This is a genomic window from Variimorphobacter sp. HTMS_6, assembly GCF_059717775.1.
Genome location: NZ_AP046094.1, coordinates 3,677,148 through 3,697,485, shown reverse-complemented (window position 1 = coordinate 3,697,485; position 20,338 = coordinate 3,677,148). Strand labels below are relative to the sequence as shown.

The 20,338-nt window shown below is 38.0% G+C and carries 20 protein-coding genes; 15 read left to right on the top strand and 5 right to left on the bottom strand.

The genetic code is table 11. The features are described from left to right. Positions 1-41 precede the first annotated feature (41 nt). From AC6IWN_RS16685 to rsmI, 8 genes are all read left to right on the top strand, one after another. Positions 42-1,955 carry a substrate-binding and GGDEF domain-containing protein gene (locus AC6IWN_RS16685; protein WP_497988928.1) on the top strand — a complete coding sequence of 638 codons (1,914 nt, stop codon included), beginning with the start codon at positions 42-44 and terminating at the stop codon, positions 1,953-1,955. Between the two features lies 1 nt (position 1,956). Next, positions 1,957-3,387, top strand: a complete 1,431-nt coding sequence (locus AC6IWN_RS16680) for an aminotransferase class I/II-fold pyridoxal phosphate-dependent enzyme (RefSeq protein ID WP_497988926.1) — start codon at positions 1,957-1,959, stop codon at positions 3,385-3,387. A 22-nt stretch (positions 3,388-3,409) separates the two neighbouring features. Further along, positions 3,410-3,997 carry a nucleoside/nucleotide kinase family protein gene (locus AC6IWN_RS16675; RefSeq protein WP_497988924.1) on the top strand — a complete coding sequence of 196 codons (588 nt, stop codon included), beginning with the start codon at positions 3,410-3,412 and terminating at the stop codon, positions 3,995-3,997. Positions 3,998-4,066: 69 nt separating this feature from the next. After that, complete coding sequence (locus AC6IWN_RS16670; protein WP_497988922.1) at positions 4,067-4,507, top strand: YaaR family protein; 441 nt, start codon at positions 4,067-4,069, stop codon at positions 4,505-4,507. Positions 4,508-4,564: 57 nt separating this feature from the next. Continuing rightward, on the top strand, positions 4,565-5,560 hold the full coding sequence (holB, locus tag AC6IWN_RS16665) for a DNA polymerase III subunit delta' (RefSeq protein WP_497988920.1): 996 nt from the start codon (positions 4,565-4,567) through the stop codon (positions 5,558-5,560). Continuing rightward, complete coding sequence (locus tag AC6IWN_RS16660; RefSeq protein WP_497988918.1) at positions 5,553-6,467, top strand: PSP1 domain-containing protein; 915 nt, start codon at positions 5,553-5,555, stop codon at positions 6,465-6,467. The genes holB and AC6IWN_RS16660 overlap by 8 nt, the downstream gene beginning before the upstream one ends. Beyond that, positions 6,457-7,215, top strand: coding sequence for a tRNA1(Val) (adenine(37)-N6)-methyltransferase (locus tag AC6IWN_RS16655; protein ID WP_497988916.1), 759 nt, complete (start codon positions 6,457-6,459; stop codon positions 7,213-7,215). Before AC6IWN_RS16660 ends, AC6IWN_RS16655 begins: the two co-directional genes overlap by 11 nt. Before the next feature lie 38 nt (positions 7,216-7,253). Next, positions 7,254-8,093 (top strand): 16S rRNA (cytidine(1402)-2'-O)-methyltransferase, encoded by an 840-nt coding sequence (rsmI, locus tag AC6IWN_RS16650; protein WP_497988914.1) that lies wholly within the window; start codon positions 7,254-7,256, stop codon positions 8,091-8,093. Between the two features lie 110 nt (positions 8,094-8,203). Here the strand turns inward: rsmI and AC6IWN_RS16645 are convergent, their stop codons facing one another. After that, a complete protein-coding gene (locus AC6IWN_RS16645; RefSeq protein WP_497988912.1) occupies positions 8,204-8,461 on the bottom strand; it encodes an AbrB/MazE/SpoVT family DNA-binding domain-containing protein in 258 nt (85 codons plus the stop codon). A 384-nt stretch (positions 8,462-8,845) separates the two neighbouring features. Between AC6IWN_RS16645 and AC6IWN_RS16640 the strand changes: the two genes are divergently transcribed. The 4 genes from AC6IWN_RS16640 (at position 8,846) to amrS (ending at position 12,611) form a co-directional block, all read left to right on the top strand. Further along, a complete protein-coding gene (locus tag AC6IWN_RS16640) occupies positions 8,846-9,451 on the top strand; it encodes a nucleoside recognition protein (RefSeq protein ID WP_497988910.1) in 606 nt (201 codons plus the stop codon). Between the two features lie 82 nt (positions 9,452-9,533). Further along, entirely contained in the window at positions 9,534-10,061 is a 528-nt protein-coding gene (locus tag AC6IWN_RS16635; RefSeq protein ID WP_497988908.1) for a spore maturation protein, read from the top strand. Positions 10,062-10,401: 340 nt separating this feature from the next. Further along, positions 10,402-11,787, top strand: a complete 1,386-nt coding sequence (amrA, locus tag AC6IWN_RS16630; RefSeq protein WP_497988906.1) for an AmmeMemoRadiSam system protein A — start codon at positions 10,402-10,404, stop codon at positions 11,785-11,787. Beyond that, positions 11,784-12,611 (top strand): AmmeMemoRadiSam system radical SAM enzyme, encoded by an 828-nt coding sequence (amrS, locus tag AC6IWN_RS16625; protein ID WP_497988904.1) that lies wholly within the window; start codon positions 11,784-11,786, stop codon positions 12,609-12,611. The genes amrA and amrS overlap by 4 nt, the downstream gene beginning before the upstream one ends. 108 nt (positions 12,612-12,719) lie before the next feature. Here the strand turns inward: amrS and AC6IWN_RS16620 are convergent, their stop codons facing one another. The 4 genes from AC6IWN_RS16620 to AC6IWN_RS16605 are packed head-to-tail and all read right to left on the bottom strand — an operon-like array spanning position 12,720 to position 15,178. Then, positions 12,720-13,412 (bottom strand): ABC transporter permease, encoded by a 693-nt coding sequence (locus AC6IWN_RS16620; RefSeq protein WP_497988902.1) that lies wholly within the window; start codon positions 13,410-13,412, stop codon positions 12,720-12,722. Further along, on the bottom strand, positions 13,409-14,257 hold the full coding sequence (locus AC6IWN_RS16615) for an ABC transporter ATP-binding protein (RefSeq protein ID WP_497988901.1): 849 nt from the start codon (positions 14,255-14,257) through the stop codon (positions 13,409-13,411). Before AC6IWN_RS16615 ends, AC6IWN_RS16620 begins: the two co-directional genes overlap by 4 nt. Continuing rightward, a complete protein-coding gene (locus tag AC6IWN_RS16610; protein WP_497988899.1) occupies positions 14,244-14,738 on the bottom strand; it encodes a hypothetical protein in 495 nt (164 codons plus the stop codon). The genes AC6IWN_RS16615 and AC6IWN_RS16610 overlap by 14 nt, the downstream gene beginning before the upstream one ends. Next, positions 14,735-15,178: a LytTR family DNA-binding domain-containing protein gene (locus tag AC6IWN_RS16605; RefSeq protein WP_497988897.1), complete on the bottom strand. Its 444-nt coding sequence runs from the start codon at positions 15,176-15,178 to the stop codon at positions 14,735-14,737. The genes AC6IWN_RS16610 and AC6IWN_RS16605 overlap by 4 nt, the downstream gene beginning before the upstream one ends. A gap of 222 nt (positions 15,179-15,400) precedes the next feature. Here AC6IWN_RS16605 and AC6IWN_RS16600 point away from each other — a divergent pair, with 222 nt between their 5' ends. The 3 genes from AC6IWN_RS16600 to glmS all read left to right on the top strand — a co-directional run bounded on the left by AC6IWN_RS16600 (position 15,401) and on the right by glmS (position 20,030). After that, positions 15,401-15,547: a hypothetical protein gene (locus AC6IWN_RS16600; RefSeq protein ID WP_497988895.1), complete on the top strand. Its 147-nt coding sequence runs from the start codon at positions 15,401-15,403 to the stop codon at positions 15,545-15,547. Between the two features lie 209 nt (positions 15,548-15,756). Continuing rightward, complete coding sequence (locus AC6IWN_RS16595; protein ID WP_497988893.1) at positions 15,757-17,550, top strand: heme NO-binding domain-containing protein; 1,794 nt, start codon at positions 15,757-15,759, stop codon at positions 17,548-17,550. 659 nt (positions 17,551-18,209) lie between these two features. Further along, positions 18,210-20,030: a glutamine--fructose-6-phosphate transaminase (isomerizing) gene (gene glmS, locus AC6IWN_RS16590; protein WP_497988891.1), complete on the top strand. Its 1,821-nt coding sequence runs from the start codon at positions 18,210-18,212 to the stop codon at positions 20,028-20,030. Positions 20,031-20,338: the final 308 nt, after the last annotated feature.

The following is a 20,338-nucleotide window of genomic DNA, read 5'->3' as shown; positions in this document are numbered from 1 at the left end:
AATGAAATCGCGTCACCTATTATGGGCATTAGGAGAAGTGTATGTTAGGGAACAAAAGAAGAACGATTGGTGTTTTTGTTACGCAACAATTTCAGGAATACCAGGATCAGGTCTGCAGAGGGGTATGCGCTCGAGCAGTGGAACTTGGTTATAATGTTGCGTTCTTTACAAACTTTTTGGGATATGGCGATTTTCAATACGAGATTGGAGAACGTAGTATTGCTGACCTACCCAAATATAGTACGTTAGATGGTATTATATTACTTCCTGATACGATGTATGTACCAAAGTTTTTGAACAGCATTGTAGAGAATATCAGGAGGGAATGTAGTTGCCCTGTGGTTAGTGTACGCCAAAAACTGGATGAATACTATAATATATTAATTGATGACGATATCGTACTTGAAGATATCATTCGACATTTTGTTGTAGATCATGGCTACAAAAAAATTAATTTCTTAACTGGGCCGAAAGATAATACGCCATCCAGTAAGAGATTAAATACTTATAAATGTATTTTAGAAGAAAATAATATACCGTTTGAAGAAAAAAGAGTTTATTATGGAGACTTTTGGAAAACATCACCCAAACGGGCAGTTGAGAAATGGATTGATGGAGAAGAGGAGCTTCCGGAGGCGATTATATGTGGTAATGACTATATGGCCATCGCATTAGGTACGGAGTTGTCCAAGCGCGGTATATCAATCCCGGATGATATTGCGATCTCAGGCTGTGATAATATATTATTGTCCAAAGATTTTTATCCACCTATTACCACGGTGAATATGCCAAATTATGATATGGGCGTTGAGGCGGTTAATAAAATACATAACCATAACGAGGGAATCCCACAGGATAAGATATCCTATCTGGATACATCACCAATCATCAGGGAATCCTGTGGTTGTAAAAGACATATTAAGAATTATAAAAAAACAACGAAGCGAAATCGTACAATAAGTAAAATAGAAGATTTAGAAAAAGATAATTATAATAATGCATTGATGTCAGTAGAGTTGACCAGCATCACTACCTTAGAGAGATTGGACAAGCGACTTTCCAGTTATACGAACATGAATGAAGGGTTTTCCAGCTTTTATATGATGCTTTATAAGGACTGGGATATTTATGCCAAAGGGGAAACTCTTAAGCAATCCGATAGAAAAGAGATAATAATGGAAGTGGGCCTAAAAAACGGAAAGTGGCTTGAGAAAACGGAATTTTTAAGCCCCCATTTGCTCCCACCGATTTATGGAGATAGTGATCCGCAGATATTCTTTTTTAATATGATACATTATCGGGAGGTATGCTTTGGTTATACTGCTATCAGCTTTCAAGATGGTGGTGGATATCAATTCTCCTACCAAGGCTGGTTGATAAATATATGCAATACGTTAGAAAACATCCGAATTCATAACGAATTGAATCGGTTGGTGACTAAGCTGGAGGATATGTCTATTAAGGATGAGCTGACTAATCTGTATAATCGAAGAGCCCTTGAAACTCTGGGAAACAAGTATCTTCAACAATGTATAAAAAAAGAAAACAACTTGATGGTATTCACTGCTGATATGGATAAATTAAAGCACATTAATGACAATTATGGTCATGGTAAAGGAGATATCGCAATTAAAGTTGCTGCGGATGCATTAAGATATGCAGCGACTGAAGGTGAAATCTGCATGAGGGTCGGCGGAGATGAGTTTGTGGTTATCGGTAAGAATTATGATCAGGATAAAGCAGACCGATTTATTCAAAAATTTGAAGAGGATATCGATAAATTCAATCGAGCCAACGGCTATGATTTTAAGGTAAAAGTCAGCTATGGCATAAGCATTATAAAGCCAAGCAATTCTATCACAATTGAGGATTGTATCATTATAGCGGACTCAAAAATGTATAAGCAAAAGTATCAAAAGGGACCAAACCGATTATTAAATAAATGTGAGGAATAGCATGAAAGCAAAGGATAATTTATACGATCAACTGGTTGAGAACAGCAAACTGGATTATTATCCGATGCATATGCCGGGTCACAAGCGCAATACGAAGTTGATGCAGATGATCAACCCTTATGCCATCGATATCACTGAAATTGAAGGGTTTGATAACCTTCATCAGGCAGAGGGAATTCTAAAGGATTTATCATTTCGGATTGCTGCCTTATACGGTGCAAAGAAGTCATACCCCCTTGTGAATGGGAGTACCTGCGGGATTCTGTCTGGAATATCTGCTTTAACGAATTATGGAGCTAGAGTAATTGTTGCAAGGAATTGCCACAAGTCAGTCTATCATGCAATAGAGTTAAGAGGATTACAACCGGTTTATTATTATCCACCTAAAATCGAAGGTATGTCAGTGTACGGTGGAATTCTGGCCCATGACATAGAGGAGTTGTTGATAAAACATAAGGACATCTCGTTAGTGGTTATTACTTCTCCAACCTATGAAGGAATCGTGTCGGATATTAAAGAGATTGCAGATATCGTTCATACGCATGGAGCATATCTGTTGGTGGATGAGGCACATGGTGCTCATTTTGGATTTCATAAGAAATTCCCAAAGAGTGCTATTCAATTAGGAGCAGATGTTGTAATTCAAAGTCTTCATAAAACACTTCCCTCCCTTACTCAGACGGCAGTGTTACATTCCAATGTGGAGCAGTTAAACCCTAGAATACAAAAATACCTTGCTGTTTATCAAAGCAGTAGCCCATCTTATCTCCTGATGGCAGGTATTGAACGATGCATTAATATATTAGAAGAAAAGAGAGATGAGTTATTTAATACGTACTACCTTGAGTTAACTGAATTTTATCAAAAGATGAATCAGCTAAAACATCTGAGCATTCTAAAACGTGATCTTATCGATCAAAACGGAGTTTTTGATGTAGATCCTTCAAAGATTACAATCTCTGTTCGTGATACCAATATGACCGGACATCAATTACAGAGTATTCTATATAACAGGTATCACATCGTAATGGAGATGGAAACACCGGAATATATATTAGCCATGACATCAATTGGGGATCAACCGGAAGGATTTAAGCGATTATCTGAAGCGCTTCTTTCAGTAGATGAACACATGTCAATAGGATTACCGAATAATAAGACTAGAATGGAAGCCATAAAACCGGAGTGCGCGATGCTGATATCAGAAGCGATGGAGACCCCGAGTGATTGGATTCCGCTAATAGATAGTGTGGGAAGAATATGCGCTTCTTTTATCTGTATGTATCCGCCTGGTTCACCGATCTTAGTACCGGGGGAGAGAATTGATATACAAACGGTGGAGTATATTCAGTCAATTATTCAAAACAACATAAATATTACGGGACTCGGTAAAAATAACGAGATTGAAGTTTTGCATAAAGACAGGGAATAATAAGGGACAGAAAGGATAATATATGTCAAAGATCTTTATTGTAATGGGAAAGAGTGCAACAGGAAAAGACACCATATATAAGAGATTGCTAGAGTGCGACGATATTAATTTAAAAACAGCCGTAATGTATACAACAAGACCGATTCGGGTGGGAGAAATCGATGGAGTAGAATATCATTTTGTGGATGAAGAGGCATTGCAAAAGCTTAATAATAACAAGAAGATAATTGAACATCGCTCCTATCATACGGTGCATGGAATATGGCACTATTTTACGGTAAATGACGGACAAATCAATCTGGAAGTAGCAAATTATCTTATGATAGGAACATTAGAAACCTATGAGCAGATTCGTGAGTATTTTGGTCAAGAGAAAGTGGTGCCGATCTATGTGGAAGTTGAGGACGGACTTCGCTTAATGAGAGCCATAAAAAGAGAACAAATACAGGGACAGCCCAAATATGCTGAAATGTGCAGACGATTCCTGGCTGATGAGGAAGACTTTTCAGAAGATAATCTGAGGAGGAACGGCATAATCAAAAGATATGAGAACATTGACATAGAAGAATGCTTGCAGGAGATTATCCGAGATGTTAAAAAATTGCTGTAATGTTTGGAAATTGTATGATATGATTAGTATCAGCACGGATATTGTTACGGAAGCGATTGGAGGGGAAACATGGATATTAAAATAAACCAAACTCAGCCGATTAATCCAGTGGAACCGAAAGCTCCGGTTCCGGAGAATGATGGTAATTTTAAATTTACGTTAATTTCTCATATAGAGGAACAGGAATTGCAAAACACCTTAAAAGCCATATTGAATGAGATATCAGCACATGGTAAGAAAATTGCCAAACACATGGACGTCAAGGACATGAGGCATTATAGGGAATTAATACGAGAGTTTATGAATGAAATTGTAAATCGCTCACATAAATTTTCAAGAGAGAACTTTCTAGATAAAAAGGGAAGGCATCGAGTATATGCAATGATTAAACTGGTGGATAAAAATCTGGACGAATTGGCAGAAGAATTGATAAAAGATGAAAAGGATCATTTAGCAATTCTTAATAAAATTGATGAGATCAGAGGGATGCTACTAGATATTTTAACATAAGCCCAAGTAGATATTTGCTATAAATTTATTCTTAATCGAAAGGCTCAGGTGATGAAAATGCAAGGCTTTGAACAAATTATCGGACACGAAAGTATCAAGCAGCACTTACAGAACGCTATTATATCGAATAAGGTTTCTCATGCCTATATATTTCATGGGGAAGAGGGTATGGGAAAAAAATCTTTGGCAACCGCATTCTCAAAGACCCTACTATGTGAGGAGGCAGGAATTATATCCTGTAACCGATGTAAATCCTGTATGCAGATAGATTCTGGAAACCATCCCGATGTGATATGGGTAACCCATGAAAAAGCAAGCATAGGCGTTGACGATATCAGAGTTCAGGTGAATGGTGACATTCATGTAAGACCGTATAGCAGCCCTTACAAAATATATATCATCGATGATGCGGATAAGCTGACGGAACAGGCCCAGAATGCACTATTAAAAACCATGGAGGAGCCTCCCGAATACGCAGTGATCCTTCTGTTGGTTGAGAACATCAGCTCCATCTTACCTACAATTCTATCCAGATGTGTTGTATTAAATCTGAAGCCGGTTGATAAACAATCCATTCAGACTCTTTTGATGAAATCATATCAGATACCGGATTATATGTCGGAAGTAGCAGCCGGATTTTCTGGAGGGAATGTTGGAAAAGCTTTAAAGTATGCTTCATCAGAGGACTTTGATCAGATGAAGAGCAATGTATTACACATCCTCAAGTTTATCGATGAGATGGAACTATATGAGGTTGTATCAGGTTTAAAATTCCTAACAACGAACAAGAATAATATTGAGGACTATATCGACTTAATGATAATGTGGTACAGGGATGTGTTGATGTTTAAGGCAACAAAGAATCCTGATCTCTTATTATACAAAGAGGAATTGTCCTATATTAATAAACAAGCCAGCATACGTAGCTATGAAGGCGTAGAAAAAATATTAAAAGCTATGGAGAAAGCAAAGATTAGATTGAAAGCAAATGTTAATTTTGATATTGCAATCGAACTTATGCTACTGTCAATAAAGGAGAATAGCAATGGTTAATGTAATTGGAGTTAGATTCCGTAAGGCAGGAAAAGTTTATTTCTTTGATCCTGCAGGTTATGAAATTAAGCAGGGGGACAATGTAATTGTCGAAACTGCCAGAGGAATAGAGTATGGGCATGTGGTTTTAGGGCCTAGAGATGTTGAGGATAATAAGATTATTCAACCGTTAAAACCGGTGATTCGTCAGGCTACTGATGAGGATGATGGGGTTGAAAAGAAGAATAAAGAGAAGGAAAAGGAAGCTTTTAATATCTGCCTTGAGAAGATCAAGAAGCATGGTCTAGAGATGAAGCTGATTGATTCCGAATATACTTTTGATAACAATAAGGTGTTATTCTACTTTACAGCAGACGGAAGAATTGATTTTAGAGAGTTGGTTAAGGACTTAGCTGCGGTATTTAAAACACGTATAGAACTTCGTCAAATCGGTGTCAGGGATGAGACAAAAATTGTGGGTGGTATTGGTATATGTGGAAGACCGCTTTGTTGCCATACCCATTTATCAGAATTTGCCCCGGTATCCATTAAGATGGCGAAAGAGCAAAATCTATCTTTAAATCCAACAAAGATATCCGGTGTCTGTGGAAGGTTAATGTGCTGCCTTAAGAACGAGGAAGAGGCTTATGAGGAGCTTAACAGCAAGCTTCCTAACGTAGGAGACTTTGTTACAACGAATGATAACCTTAGGGGTGAAGTTCAAAGCGTAAGTGTCCTAAAGCAATTGGTTAAAGTGATTGTTACATTAGAAAATGATGAAAAGGAAGTTCGTGAGTATAAGGTGGACGACCTTAAGTTCAAACAAAAGAAGAGAAAAGAGCGCGTATCACCAATTGATGATGAGGAATTAAGGGTGCTCGAATTGTTAGAGAAGAAGGAAGGGAAATCCCTGCTTGATGATGAATAAAGATTTGGAGATGGAGGGACTATTAAAGCCTGATGAAAGGGTGGATGACCTTCATAGGAATCAATATAAAATTATTCAAAATACCAAAAAGTTCTGCTTTGGTATGGATGCTGTATTACTCTCCGGTTTTGCAAAGGTAAATCAGGGTGAAAGAGTGATTGATTTGGGAACGGGAACCGGCATCATTCCCATTCTCTTGGAGGCAAAAACCCAGGGAAAGCATTTTACTGGGTTGGAGATTCAAGAAGAAAGTGCTGACATGGCGAGAAGAAGTGTTGCGCTAAATAAGCTGGAAGATAAAGTAGACATAGTGTTAGGTGATATTAAGGAAGCCTCGGCCCGCTTTGGGCCGGCTTCCTTTGATGTTGTTACAAGTAACCCACCTTATATGAATCATAATCATGGAATTGTAAATCCCGGTGAAGCGAAAGCAATTGCCCGTCATGAAATCCTATGTTCTCTGGAGGATGTTGTTCGGGAAGGAAGTAGATTATTAAAGCCAAACGGCAGATTCTATTTGGTCCACAGACCGTTTCGCCTGGTGGAGATTATAAAGACGCTGACGGATTATAAGCTGGAGCCTAAGAGAATGAAACTAGTATATCCCTACGTGGATAAAGAACCCAATATGGTATTGTTGGAATGTATTAAGGGTGCAAAATCCATGGTAAAAGTGGAGTCACCTTTAATCGTATATAAAGAACCGAATGTCTATACAGATGAGATTTATGAAATCTACGGATACTAAGTGGTTTTGATTTACTCTAATTAGAAAGGGCGATTTGAATGTCCGGTATATTATATTTATGTGCAACACCGATTGGTAATTTAGAGGATATTACTTTTCGTGTAGTTCGGATTTTAAAGGAAGTAGATTTGATTGCTGCGGAGGACACTAGACACAGCATCAAACTACTCAATCATTTTGAAATTAAAACACCGATGACAAGCTATCATGAGTTCAACAAGGTGGAGAAAGCAAGATATCTAGTAGAACAGCTATTAGAGGGTCAAAATATCGCTTTGATTACAGATGCGGGAACCCCCGGTATCTCTGATCCCGGTGAAGAGCTTGTCAAACAAGCCTACGCGGCAGGGATTGAGGTTACTTCATTACCTGGAGCGTGTGCAGCAGTTACGGCTCTGACTCTGTCGGGACTGTCTACGAGAAGATTTTGCTTTGAGGCATTTTTGCCACAGGATAAGAAAGAACTACAACGTATCCTAGAGGAGCTCCAGACGGAAACCCGAACCATTATCCTGTATGAGGCACCTCATCGTCTAAATAAGACACTGAAGGAGTTATACAACGCTTTGGGGAATCGTAAGATTACCGTAATTAAGGAACTGACTAAAAAGTATGAGAAGGCATTGGTGACAACTCTAGAGGAAGCATGTCAGACATTCGGGCTTCAGGAGCCGAAGGGAGAATTCGTTCTGGTTATGGAGGGAAGATCCGTTCAGGAGATGGAAGAGGAAAAGCAGGAACAGTGGGAACGATTGGACATCAATGAACATATGAAAATATATCTTGATAAAGGACTTGATAAAAAAGAGGCGATGAAAGCGGTTGCAAAAGACAGAGGCGTGAGTAAACGTGACATCTATCAAAGCCTTCTGGATTAGCAAGATAAAAGGAGCTGTTGCGAACAGTCAACCGAATAGGATGCATAAATGCTATCCTTTGGATGTCTGCTTGGCAACAGCTCTTTTTTAAACCTTAGTTGGTTGAAGTACTATTGAATAAGTCCTACAATCTTCGCAAGCTCAATAATTGTCTCCTTGGAAACTTTCTTTCCTTGGAATTCAATTAAGTTATCTTTGTTTCCGTTAAAGATATCAGTTGGCTCATATTTCTGAAGGATAATTCTACCTTCATCAACAAAAATCTCCAATGGATCTCTCTCGCTAACGTCTAACGTTCTTCTTAACTCGATAGGAAGTGTAATTCTTCCAAGCTCGTCGAGTCTTCTAACAATACCAGTGCTCTTCATGGTATGCCTCCTTTTTCTAGTGTATTGGGGAATAAAATAGAATATGTATCATATAAGTCCTACAAATAAAGAAAGATACCATTAATTAATCATGTTAATAAACAATATTAATTATGATAACTTTATTACATTATTTGTATAAACCTTATTTAAGATATCATAGCTTTTGATTATAGTCAACTAAAATAATTGTCAAAAGATAGCACAATATAAGCAATATATGGAAAAGGGATGCACATAATACCATAAATCAGGAAGAAAATGAGCCAATTTGGGATAATATGTACTATCATGTAAAATATATTACAAAGATAGTCATAAAATTTTGTTAAAAACGTATACTATTTTAAGTATATTTATATGAAAATTGAAGGAGAAAGCGTAATGCTTAATTATTTATGGGGATATATGATTGTTCTCGGAGTTACGATCGGAGTGATAAACGGAAACATCGGGGAGATCAGTAAAGCAACAATTAATTCTTCAAAAGAAGCGGTACTATTATGTATCGCAATGCTTGGTATTATGTCCATGTGGACCGGTGTAATGCAGATAGCAAAAAAAAGTGGGTTAATTGGAGCAATGACAAGAGGACTTATGCCCATAATCCGGTTTTTGTATCCTGATGTTCCCAAAGGTCATGTGGCGAACGAACATATTGCTTCTAATATGATTGCAAATATATTGGGCCTTGGTTGGGCCGCCACCCCAATGGGACTCATGGCCATGAAGGAACTTAAGGAATTAAATAAAAACTCAGATGTGGCGAGTTATGATATGTGCACTCTGCTAATAGTAAATATCTCATCTCTTCAGCTAATACCGGTTAATATTATTGCATTCCGCAGTCAATATGGTTCGGTTAACCCGGCAGAAATTCTGGGAGCTGGGCTTGTTGCTACAATCTGTTCAACCATAGTGGGTGTGCTGTTTGCAGTGACGGCAAGGAATATCGCGAAGAAAAAGGATGCGGCACGGCCTTCAAAGTAATGTTGCATACCTTATACGAACTGACATATGTAAAAACGGGAGCTCATACAATAGAACAAATAGGAGAAAGGAAATCTGAACTATGAGATTTCTCATCTACATATCGGATTATATGATTCCGTTCATATTATTTTATATTATTGGCATGGGGCTTCTGATGAAGCAGGACGTATATGATGATTTTATCACAGGGGCAAAGGATGGATTTAAGATCGTTCTTGATATTCTTCCTACGTTGATTGGACTCATGGTTGCAATCGGAATTCTCAGAGCATCCGGGGTGTTAAATGGGTTGGCTGGAATCTTGCAGCCTGTTACAAGCTTTCTGCATTTTCCGTCAGAGCTGGTTCCGCTTGTAATTATTAAAATGTTTTCTTCCTCGGCGGCCAATAGCCTGTTGCTGGATATATTCAAGGAGCATGGACCGGATTCTTATCTTGGGAGACTTGCAAGTATCATCATGAGCAGCACGGAGACGATCTTCTACACATTAGCGGTATATTTTATGGCTGCCGGGGTTAAGAAGACGAGATATACGCTTGTGGGCTGCTTGGTAGCGATGATCAGCGGTGTGGTAGCCAGCACCATTATTACAAACCTGGTATTTTAGTTAATTAATAAAATCTCCAATTGAAGGATGTTTGTTCCCTTGCTTATGGGTAGAAGTATCTTTCCGTTGGAGATTTCTATTTGAAACTGAATTATAGTATGTTGATTTACAAGCTTGTCTCGATTTGTTTTATATTAGTTGAACCTGACACGAGTCATGTGATTTCCTCTCTTTTCGAAAGATAGAAAAACTATTATAATGGAAATATAAAGAATAATATAAAGTATGAGTTAAGTTAAAAATAGGACAAGAAGTATATCGATATGATAATATCAGAGATTCTGTTAAAAATAGAATTAAGAAAATCAAGCAAAAGTTAAAAAGAATCGGAGGTAGTAATATGCCACTATTAGGTGCATTTATTGTGCCACATCCACCCCTCATCATCTCTGAAGTGGGCAAGGGCCAAGAGAAGAAGGTAAGTCAAACGGTCGATAGCTATCATGAAATTGCAAAAAGAATCAAAGAGCTAAAGCCGGATACAATTATAGTTACCACTCCACATTCCATTATGTACTCGGATTATTTTCATATTTCACCGGGAGATGGCGCAAAAGGAGATTTTGCAAGATTCGGTGCTAAGGATATCTCCTTTAATGTCACATACGATGAAGAATTTGTGGAGGCTTTGGAGGGGTGTGCAGAACGTGTAGGAGTGGAGGCAGGTACTTTAGGTGAAAAGGATGCTGCTCTTGACCATGGAACAATGGTGCCATTATATTTTATCAATAAATATCTGAACAATTATGAACTGGTAAGAATCGGACTCTCGGGCCTAGCCTTAACAGAGCATTACCGATTGGGTCAGTGCATAGAAAAAACTGCGATGAAACTGAACCGGAGAATTGTATTTGTTGCCAGCGGGGATCTATCACACAAGCTAAAAGAAGAGGGACCTTACGGATTCACAAAAGAAGGGCCCGAATTTGACAGAGAAGTCACAGAGGCGATGAAGGAGGGAGATTTTTTGAAGTTCCTTGAGATGTCCCCGGATGTATGTGAATCTGCAGCAGAGTGTGGTTTGAGATCCTTTGTTATTATGGCGGGGGCATTATCCGGAAAGTCTGTTACCACTGATTTTCTATCCTATGAAGGAACCTTTGGTGTGGGTTATGCGATCTGTGAGTTTAAGATAACAGGGGAAGCAGAGAGCAGGAATTTCGATGAGATATTTGAAGAAAAGCAAAGAGCACTAGCAAAAGAACGTCAAAGAACAGAGGATATCTACGTGCATCTAGCTAGAACTTCCTTAGAGACTTACATTGTAACCGGCGAACATGCAAAGCTTCCACAGGATTTACCGGGGGAGCTGATGAATAAAAAGGCAGGAGTGTTTGTATCCCTCAAGAAACATGGAAGCCTTAGGGGGTGTATCGGTACGATTGCACCGGTTACATCAAGTGTGGCTAATGAAATCTTTCGGAATGCAATCAGTGCGGGCCTAGAGGATCCGAGATTTCCACCAGTAACGGAAAAGGAACTTGACGAACTGGTATATAGCGTGGATGTGCTCGCAGAGCCGGAGCCGATCCATTCAAAAGAGGAGCTAGATGTTCACCGCTATGGTGTTATTGTAACTTCAGGAAGAAAGAGAGGATTGCTTTTACCAAACTTGGAGGGGGTAGATTCCGTCGATCAACAGATTGATATTGCAAGAAAAAAGGCCGGCATCTATGATAATGAAGCGTATACGATGGAGCGTTTTGAGGTGGTGAGACATAAATGAGAACGGAATGTAATATCTGTCCACATCACTGCAAGATAGAAGAAGGTCATACCGGTCTATGTAAGGGTAGAAAAAACCAAGGAGGGTGTATAATCTGTGATAACTATGGCAGGATTACTGCCATGGCACTGGACCCGATTGAGAAGAAGCCACTATACCACTTTCATCCGGGAAGTAAAATTCTATCCGTGGGTAGCTACGGCTGTAACCTGAACTGTCCCTTCTGTCAAAATTGTGATATCTCAATGGTGGGTAATGAGGGGGTTGAAAGTGCGGCTCTTTCCTGCGATCAATTAGTGGAGAAAGCCTTGTATTATCAGAGTGTTGGGAATATCGGAATCGCTTATACTTATAATGAGCCGTTAATTGGATTTGAATTTGTCAGAGACTGTGCTGTTCTTGCAAAACAGCAAGGTCTTAAGAATGTTGTGGTTACGAATGGTTATCTCTGTGAAGAGCCCTTGTTGGAGCTATTACCGATTGTCGATGCCTTCAATATAGATCTTAAAGGGTTTACAGAAGAATATTATCATAAGCTTCGTGGAGATTTAGAGACCGTAAAGCGTACAATTGCGCTGGCGGCTCAGGCAACGCATGTTGAGGTTACAACACTGATTGTACCTAAGGAGAATGACTCGGAGGAGGAGATGGAACGATTAAGTGGTTGGATTGCAGGAATACGACCGGATATTGTGCTCCATATCTCCCGATTTTTTCCTCGGTGGAAGATGTCGGATAAGGAGGCAACTCCGGTCGATCAGGTATATCGTCTTGCAGAAGTAGCTCGAAAGCATCTGAAGTATGTTTATGAAGGTAACTGTTAAATCTTGATAATTCGAGTGTAGAAGCTCTGGTGTTAATATCTTTTTGTTAATATTCATAGATTAAAGTGTTGATTAGAAATGCAAAACATATATCCTTATTTCTATAAGTTACTCCTCAGTTAAGTTTTTTCTGTATAGTACAGTTGCTAAACAGATTAGTATCATTATGTTGACTGTAATGATAATGACTCCGAATACATCTATTCGATTATTTTTTAGAAGATATGTTATCTGCTGGCCAAAGGTGAAGCGGGATGCTGACTCGATGCCCTTATTGAAGCTTGCTAGCATAGGTAAAAAAGCGAATATCATACCGAAGGGAACGGCCAAGCCATTGGCGGCGGAAGCATTTTTTGCATATAAACCGATACAAAAGCCGAGTATTGTGGAGATTAAGCTGCCCATTGACAAAGAACCCATGAAGATTAGCGATGAGACTAAATCATAGTTTAGTAAAAATAGAAAGCTGACCCCAGTGATCAGATTGGCAATCAAAATAAAACCACCGATGCTGATAAAGTATTCTCTAAGTGTTACATTAGACATAATCAAAAGGCGTAGTGTATGTTGCTCTTTCTCCTCAGCGAGAATGCATGCAGCTGAGACAGCAGGGGAAAATACGCAGTGCATTGTTGCAAAGATGGTTATAAATTCTCCGGCTCCAGATTGTTTTCCCATAGCGCTTGTCATCATAATCGCAATGATGGGATAAACGAGAAACAGTACCAGAATTGGAGTGTTTTTTAAGAAATCTTTAATTTGCTTTATAAAAAGAGCTTGAATGTTTTGTATACGAATCATACGTTTAACTCCTTTCCGGTTAAAGTCATAAAGACGGTTCCTAAGGTTGGTTCAGAGGAATGAATTGCTTCCACATTATTCTCTAAAAAGTAGGTAGCGATCGCCTCAGCGGAATCGGGATGATTGGTTAAGGTAACTCGTTTACCATCTTTACTTAATATAGTCACGTTATTACGTGAGTTATACTTTCTGCATATCTCCTCAGGAACACCAAATTCTACGATGTTCCCGTCATTAAGAAGAGCGATATGATTACAGAGCTGATAGGCTTCCTCCATGTTATGTGTGGTCAAAAATATGGTGGAGCCCTCATTCTTTAACGTTAATAAAAGTTTATGGATTTCCTCAGCGGTGGAAGGGTCAAGACCACTGGTTGGTTCATCCAGAAAGAGGATCTTTGGGTGATGCATAATTGAGCGTGCCAGCACCAATCGCTGCTTCATTCCTTTAGACAGCTTGCCTGCGGGGATTTTACTATCGGTTAACCCTACCTGTTTAAGAGCTTTATGTATCATAGCCTTATTTACCCCATGAAGTTTAGCAAACAGCAGCATATTATCATAGCAGGACAAGCGATCGTAGGTTCCTGAACTGTCTAGCATCATTCCGATCTCTGAGTAAATAGTCCGGTTTAGCCGATTACAGCGCTGATCTAGAATTTCTGATATACCCTCATAGGATAGTTGACCAGTTAATATCTTGATTAAAGTTGTTTTACCTGCGCCGGAGGGCCCTAACAGTCCAAAGATTTCTCCTTCGGCAACCTGTAAAGTGACCTCATTTAAAATTCTCTTTTCTCCAAACGATTTTGAAACCTTTTGAATGTTAATACTATTCTGCATCATCAACCCCTCCATGCTCGTTTTTATAATTCGATAAAAGTTCATCGTATTTATTACTATCCATCCTTGTCTTGATAATCATAAAGATCATACTTCCGAAGAATCCAAGCATAAAACATAATATAAAACCAATCCAGGCCTCTAAATTATTTAGCGTAAACCAATCGAATACAATGATAAAGACTATGCTAGAGGAAAAAATACTAAATAACATAAGTATTGTCCGCCATAATGCCATCATGTGCTTAAATATATATTCTGAGAAAAATATCGTTTTAAAAAATATAACGATAAAAGAGTTTAATAAAAACTCTAATAAGGTGGACATGGATAACCCCTTCGAACCCAAAGAATATAACGTAGAGATTTCTTTCGCTCCCTCACCAAATAATGAAGCAATAATGATAAGAAAGAGTATATCAAATGCAAATAGTATCATTACTTGTGCAATAAAATTATATTTTTCATGATTTTTATAATTCATGATTTCACCCCTAACTTCTTTTTTACATTTTGTGCATATTGTCTGGACACGTACAGTTTTTCATAATTGCTCATCATCACTAATAATTTGCCATCTATATCAGCTTTGATCGATTGAATATGATGAAAATTGATGATACAGGATTTCCCTGCCCGGATAAAGTCAAGTGCAGCTAATTGCTCCTCCAGTTCAAATAGTCGAAGGTCTGTTTCGTACACATCCTGTTTTGTGTAAAAAAAGGTCTTTTTATCTACGGTATCGATATAGAGAACTTTTGCGGCATCCAGGATATAGGTTCGGTTATTGTTCTTGCCGGTTAACTTCAAATCCATAACGCGAAGCTTGGATATAATACTTTCGACATCGCTGTTGATGCGATTACAAGTAATGGTTATCTCAAGCTCTGTCACGTTAGGATCTTCATTGATATGAATTCTCAAATTACTGCACCTCCTTATGATTTTACTATACTAATTCTTCCAGAATTTATCAACAAAGGATACCTAATCTGCAGAAAACACATACTAAGTTTCATAAAATAGAATAATTTATTAATTTTTATAGAGTTGTAACGAGTACATATTTTTAAATCAATTTCAAATAATAATGATGGATGATATATAAATATCAGAACAATTAGAAAGTGAAAGAGGTGGCAATCTATGGATCAAGATAAAAGAGAAAAATTAAGAGAACAAAAAGAGGAGAATGAATTCAATAGTATTACCAAATCACATAAGCCGGAGAATCAAAATCAACAGCATAATGCAAAAAGAGAAGGAACAGGAAGACAAAATACTAAATACTAAATAGTAAATACTGAGACTGAGAAGAAACATAGTAGATTCATCCTTAACCAATGACAATTTATCATTATTATCATACCGAGTAAATAATTTGCAATATATTATAATAATTCCTCAATTAGTAATGGTTCTTATTATTAATTGACTTGATTAATTTTAAAATGTGGTATAATATGATAATATATTGTAAAAATCAACAAAGGAGGTAAAGGATGAAGGGGACTGTAGTTTCATCTTGGATAGAATCTTGTCGTATTTTATATGGTAATGAAGTGGTTAATAAAGCACTAGCTGCTAATAATCTGTCTCATGACGTTATATTTACACCATTTCAGGACGTTGACGATAAGGTAGCAACCGGAGTTGTTGATCATGTGGGGAGTCAAGTAGGTAAAGATCATAAAGAAATTTGGGGTATTATGGGAGAGCAGAATATAAAAACCTTCAGCAAAAACTACCCTGGATTTTTCCGTCATGAATCAGCATATCAATTTTTAAAATCAATGAACGATGTACATGTAATTGTTATGAAGAGATTTGCGGGAGCAAAACCTCCAATACTTGATGTTAAGCCGATTTCTTCCCATGAGATAATATTTACTTATCGTTCCAATCGTGGAATGCAAGACTATTTATTCGGATTGATTAATGGCGTGGCGGCTTATTTTAATGAGAAGATTGATCTGGAATTAGTGGAACAAAATCAAGAGGGTGTACAGATTAAGCTGACTTTTGAAAATGAGATTCAATTCACAAAGAAATATCACATAAACAAAGTGCTTTCCTTTGGATTTCTTAAAAATGTAGCAGCAAAGGCAGCAATCGTTAATACAGCGATTGTAACTTTAATTGGATTATTAGTTGTATCCAATAAAATTGATGCATTGATACTCGGTGGAGTAACCCTGCTAGTTACATTGGCAAGTACCACCTTGTTAAATCGACCTCAAAAGTTATTAATGAAGGAGCTTAAAAGACTTAGCTCCGGCGATTTTGTGGAATATCTTGTTGTTCAATCGAAGGATGAGAATGAAGCACTTTTTGATGCTTTGAATGATATTAAACGAACTGTTCAAAAGGACTTTATCGGATTCAATGCAATTGTAGATGAGATGTATACCTTTAATCAGTCTGTTACTGAGATTGCACATACGATGCAGGATACCTCCAATGATATCACTGCGGTACTTGATGAAGTTGCAATAGCGGCTACGACTCAGGCGGAGGATACAGAGAATTCCGTATCTATACTGAACGAAAGTATCTTGAATGTTACCAGAATATCCGACGCAAGTCAGGATAATAAGGATAAAATCGAAGTTGCGATGTCCAATCTGGAAAGTAGTTTTACAAATGTTCATAATACTACGATGGAAATCAACAATGTCTTGAATGAATTTAGAATGATTAAAGAAAACAGTAATGAACTCCAGAAAAATGCAGCTGGTATTACCGAGATTGTATCAATTGTATCGGCAATCGCGAAGCAGATTAATCTATTGGCACTAAATGCTTCAATTGAGGCAGCAAGAGCCGGGGATGCAGGAAAAGGCTTCGCTGTAGTTGCAGAAGAGGTAAGAAGACTTTCTGTTGAAACAAACCAGGCAGTTTCTGAAATAAATGATAACTTAACAGAATTTGTAACAAGTATTGGTGGTGTTGTAAACGATATTGATGTACAGTACAATGTTTTAGAGAAGGAAGGCGTTAAGCTTACCGGTGCGGTTAATGTATCGAGTCAAGCAAATCAGAACCTTAAGACCGTATCTGATTTAATGATTGAAACTTCTCAGGAACTAAAAACGGAAGCGGATAACATCTCCTCCATCTTTGATAATATGCACAGCCTTGCAGCAATTGCAGAAGAGAATTCAGCAGCAACGGAAGAAGCAAGCTCCAATGTTGCAATATATATGGATCAGATTAATGAATTATCCCATCAGATTAATGTATTTGATTTGATGATTAAGAATTTCCAGGAAGATCTGAGCAAATATAAGATTTAATAAAGTATCGATACGTTGTAATTTAACTGAGGATAAAGAGAGTATTTTAGATAAAAGATAAGTTAAACTGGAAAAGCCATCGATCATGATAAGTTTACCTTCATCCCACGAGGGAGAAGTTCTCTTACTATGATTGGTGGCTTTTCCAATGAAATCATACCCGTTTACATTGACTTTTATGGGCCTGAATGATAACATAGTAACATCACGTGAACATTTTATTGTCAACAGATCTTATTTGATAAAATGATAAGAAAGAATGGCAGGAAGGGGGAACGCTGCATAGAATGTTAATGTGATATCATAGTAACTATTAACAGGATCAACCCAAGATCTGACTAACAGAAATGTTTTGTATTAGCGCCATGCACCTCTATTGGGAACGGAGCATATTATGCTCAAGGTTATTTGGAGGTCGACGAGGTAGAGAGTTATCGAAGTATTCGGCGGATGCTCTCTCGTATACCTAGGGTACGTCATATGTCGAGAAAATCTATGGGCAACCGTAGAACAATAGCGGCATAACCAGGAAAAAGAATTAGGTATTAGTCTGACTTCGTAATTATGACGAAGCTTTCTTGTACTGCGAATTCTTCTATTAAAGAACGTTGAAAATAAAATATTTATGTCGTTTCATAGCGACAAAAAGGAGGATATTTATGTGCGGAATTATAGGTTATACAGGTAACCTCGAGGCTAAAAATATACTATTAGAAGGACTTGCGACCTTGGAATATCGTGGTTATGACAGTGCAGGAATTGCTATGTTCGATCAAGGAAATATTCGAACCATTAAAGCGGCAGGTAAGGTAACTGAATTGATGGAGAAGGCTTCAAAAAGTGATATATCCGGAACCTCCGGTATCGGCCATACAAGATGGGCAACTCATGGTGGAGTGACAGATGGTAATGCGCACCCACATACTCATGGAAAAGTAACATTAATTCATAACGGAATTATAGAGAATTATCATGAGCTTGAAGTAGAGTTAGCAGCAACAGGAAGATATCCTGTGTCTCAAACCGACACGGAAATCGTGGCTTTATTATTAGACAGTCTATATCAAGGAAATGCAATAGAGGCTATAAAAGCGGCAGAAGCAAAGTTAGAAGGCGCATATGCATTCTGTATTTTATTCGCAGATGAGCCGGAAGTAATCTATTGCTTACGTAACGCAAGCCCGTTGGTAGCTTGTTATTCAAAGGAAGGTTCCGTAATTGCATCTGATATGGTTGCATTGATCGGATTCTCTAAGGATTATTTTGTACTTCCGGAGAAGCATATTGCAAGATTAACCAAGGAAGGAATTACCTTAACTAACTTTGATGATGAAATTGTAGAACCTACCATGCTTCATGTAAGCTGGGATATTACAGCAGCGCAAAAGAACGGCTACCCTCACTTTATGCTGAAAGAAATAAATGAACAACCGGATGCCATCCGCTCCACGATCACACCAAGAATTATGAAAAACGGTGTTGTGGATTTTACCGGTGACAATATTCCGGACTCCATCTTTGAGAATGTAAATCGTGTGATTATCACCGCTTGCGGTACTGCAATGCATGCTGGTTTGGTAGGGAAAGCAATGATTGAAAAGCTTCTTCGTATTCCGGTAATTGTAGATATAGCATCCGAGTTCCGTTATCAAGATCCGATTATGGATCAGAATACATTAGTTATTACAATCTCACAATCCGGTGAGACTGCGGATACGCTTGCAGCACTTCGCCTTGCCAAGTCAGTAGGAGCAACCACTCTTTCTATCGTAAATGTGAAGGGATCCACTATAGCCAGAGAAAGTGATTATGTGCTCTATACACAGGCGGGACCTGAGATTGCAGTTGCAAGTACCAAGGCATACACATCACAGCTTTCCTGTTTATACCTGTTCGCGTTCAAATTTGCGATCGCTCGTAACACTATAACAGAGGAAGAATGTGCAAAGTGGACACAGGGCTTAAAGAATGTAACAACAGCAATTGAAGAAACATTAAAATTAGATGGTGTAATGGAGGATATCTGTAAGAATTTGATTGATAAAGAGGATCTATTCTTTATCGGAAGAGGACTTGACTACGCCTTATGCTGGGAGGGTTCAATCAAGCTTAAGGAAATCAGCTATATCCACTCCGAGGCATATGCAGCCGGAGAATTAAAGCATGGAACCTTATCCTTAATCACAGAAGGAGTACCGGTTGTAGCGATAGCTACTCAGACAAAGGTATTCTCTAAGATGGTTTCTAACATTCGTGAAGTAAAGGCAAGAAATGCGTTAGTAATTATGATCACGAATGGTGAGGCTGAGGTGGAAGCATCCGTATATGATTACCATGTAGTATTACCTAAGATTGAGGATGACTTCACACCATTTACAGCAGCGATAGTACTACAGTTATTAGCATATTACTCCTGTGTGCACCGTGGCTACAATGTAGATCAGCCGAGACATTTAGCGAAGGCTGTTACGGTTGAGTAGGTTTGGTATATAAAATAAATACTGTGTTTGTAAAATAGAGTTTCAAAACCAAATAATTATTCGATAACTTAAAACACCGATATAAAAAAAGGAATACATAATCATGTGTTCCTTTTTTTGTACAATAAATGTATAGGATATTTATTGTACTTTATTAACAATAATTGTTTCTTTTATTGAGATTCATCGTCATGCAGGAACCGCTCATTGCATCTATATGGAAGCACTGCTAGAAATGTTATATGAATAATATTAGTATAGAAAAACATAGGCATACAGATTATACAAATTATTCCTTCTCGTCTATT

What these genes read in the sequence shown, in the direction of transcription:
- AC6IWN_RS16685 (WP_497988928.1), top strand. Translation starts at nt 42, where the DNA reads ATGTTAGGGAACAAAAGAAGAACGATTGGTGTTTTTGTTACGCAACAA.
- AC6IWN_RS16680 (WP_497988926.1), top strand. Translation starts at nt 1,957, where the DNA reads ATGAAAGCAAAGGATAATTTATACGATCAACTGGTTGAGAACAGCAAA.
- AC6IWN_RS16675 (WP_497988924.1), top strand. Translation starts at nt 3,410, where the DNA reads ATGTCAAAGATCTTTATTGTAATGGGAAAGAGTGCAACAGGAAAAGAC.
- AC6IWN_RS16670 (WP_497988922.1), top strand. Translation starts at nt 4,067, where the DNA reads ATGGATATTAAAATAAACCAAACTCAGCCGATTAATCCAGTGGAACCG.
- holB (WP_497988920.1), top strand. Translation starts at nt 4,565, where the DNA reads ATGCAAGGCTTTGAACAAATTATCGGACACGAAAGTATCAAGCAGCAC.
- AC6IWN_RS16660 (WP_497988918.1), top strand. Translation starts at nt 5,553, where the DNA reads ATGGTTAATGTAATTGGAGTTAGATTCCGTAAGGCAGGAAAAGTTTAT.
- AC6IWN_RS16655 (WP_497988916.1), top strand. Translation starts at nt 6,457, where the DNA reads ATGATGAATAAAGATTTGGAGATGGAGGGACTATTAAAGCCTGATGAA.
- rsmI (WP_497988914.1), top strand. Translation starts at nt 7,254, where the DNA reads ATGTCCGGTATATTATATTTATGTGCAACACCGATTGGTAATTTAGAG.
- AC6IWN_RS16645 (WP_497988912.1), bottom strand. Translation starts at nt 8,461, where the DNA reads ATGAAGAGCACTGGTATTGTTAGAAGACTCGACGAGCTTGGAAGAATT.
- AC6IWN_RS16640 (WP_497988910.1), top strand. Translation starts at nt 8,846, where the DNA reads ATGCTTAATTATTTATGGGGATATATGATTGTTCTCGGAGTTACGATC.
- AC6IWN_RS16635 (WP_497988908.1), top strand. Translation starts at nt 9,534, where the DNA reads ATGAGATTTCTCATCTACATATCGGATTATATGATTCCGTTCATATTA.
- amrA (WP_497988906.1), top strand. Translation starts at nt 10,402, where the DNA reads ATGCCACTATTAGGTGCATTTATTGTGCCACATCCACCCCTCATCATC.
- amrS (WP_497988904.1), top strand. Translation starts at nt 11,784, where the DNA reads ATGAGAACGGAATGTAATATCTGTCCACATCACTGCAAGATAGAAGAA.
- AC6IWN_RS16620 (WP_497988902.1), bottom strand. Translation starts at nt 13,412, where the DNA reads ATGATTCGTATACAAAACATTCAAGCTCTTTTTATAAAGCAAATTAAA.
- AC6IWN_RS16615 (WP_497988901.1), bottom strand. Translation starts at nt 14,257, where the DNA reads ATGATGCAGAATAGTATTAACATTCAAAAGGTTTCAAAATCGTTTGGA.
- AC6IWN_RS16610 (WP_497988899.1), bottom strand. Translation starts at nt 14,738, where the DNA reads ATGAATTATAAAAATCATGAAAAATATAATTTTATTGCACAAGTAATG.
- AC6IWN_RS16600 (WP_497988895.1), top strand. Translation starts at nt 15,401, where the DNA reads ATGGATCAAGATAAAAGAGAAAAATTAAGAGAACAAAAAGAGGAGAAT.
- AC6IWN_RS16595 (WP_497988893.1), top strand. Translation starts at nt 15,757, where the DNA reads ATGAAGGGGACTGTAGTTTCATCTTGGATAGAATCTTGTCGTATTTTA.
- glmS (WP_497988891.1), top strand. Translation starts at nt 18,210, where the DNA reads ATGTGCGGAATTATAGGTTATACAGGTAACCTCGAGGCTAAAAATATA.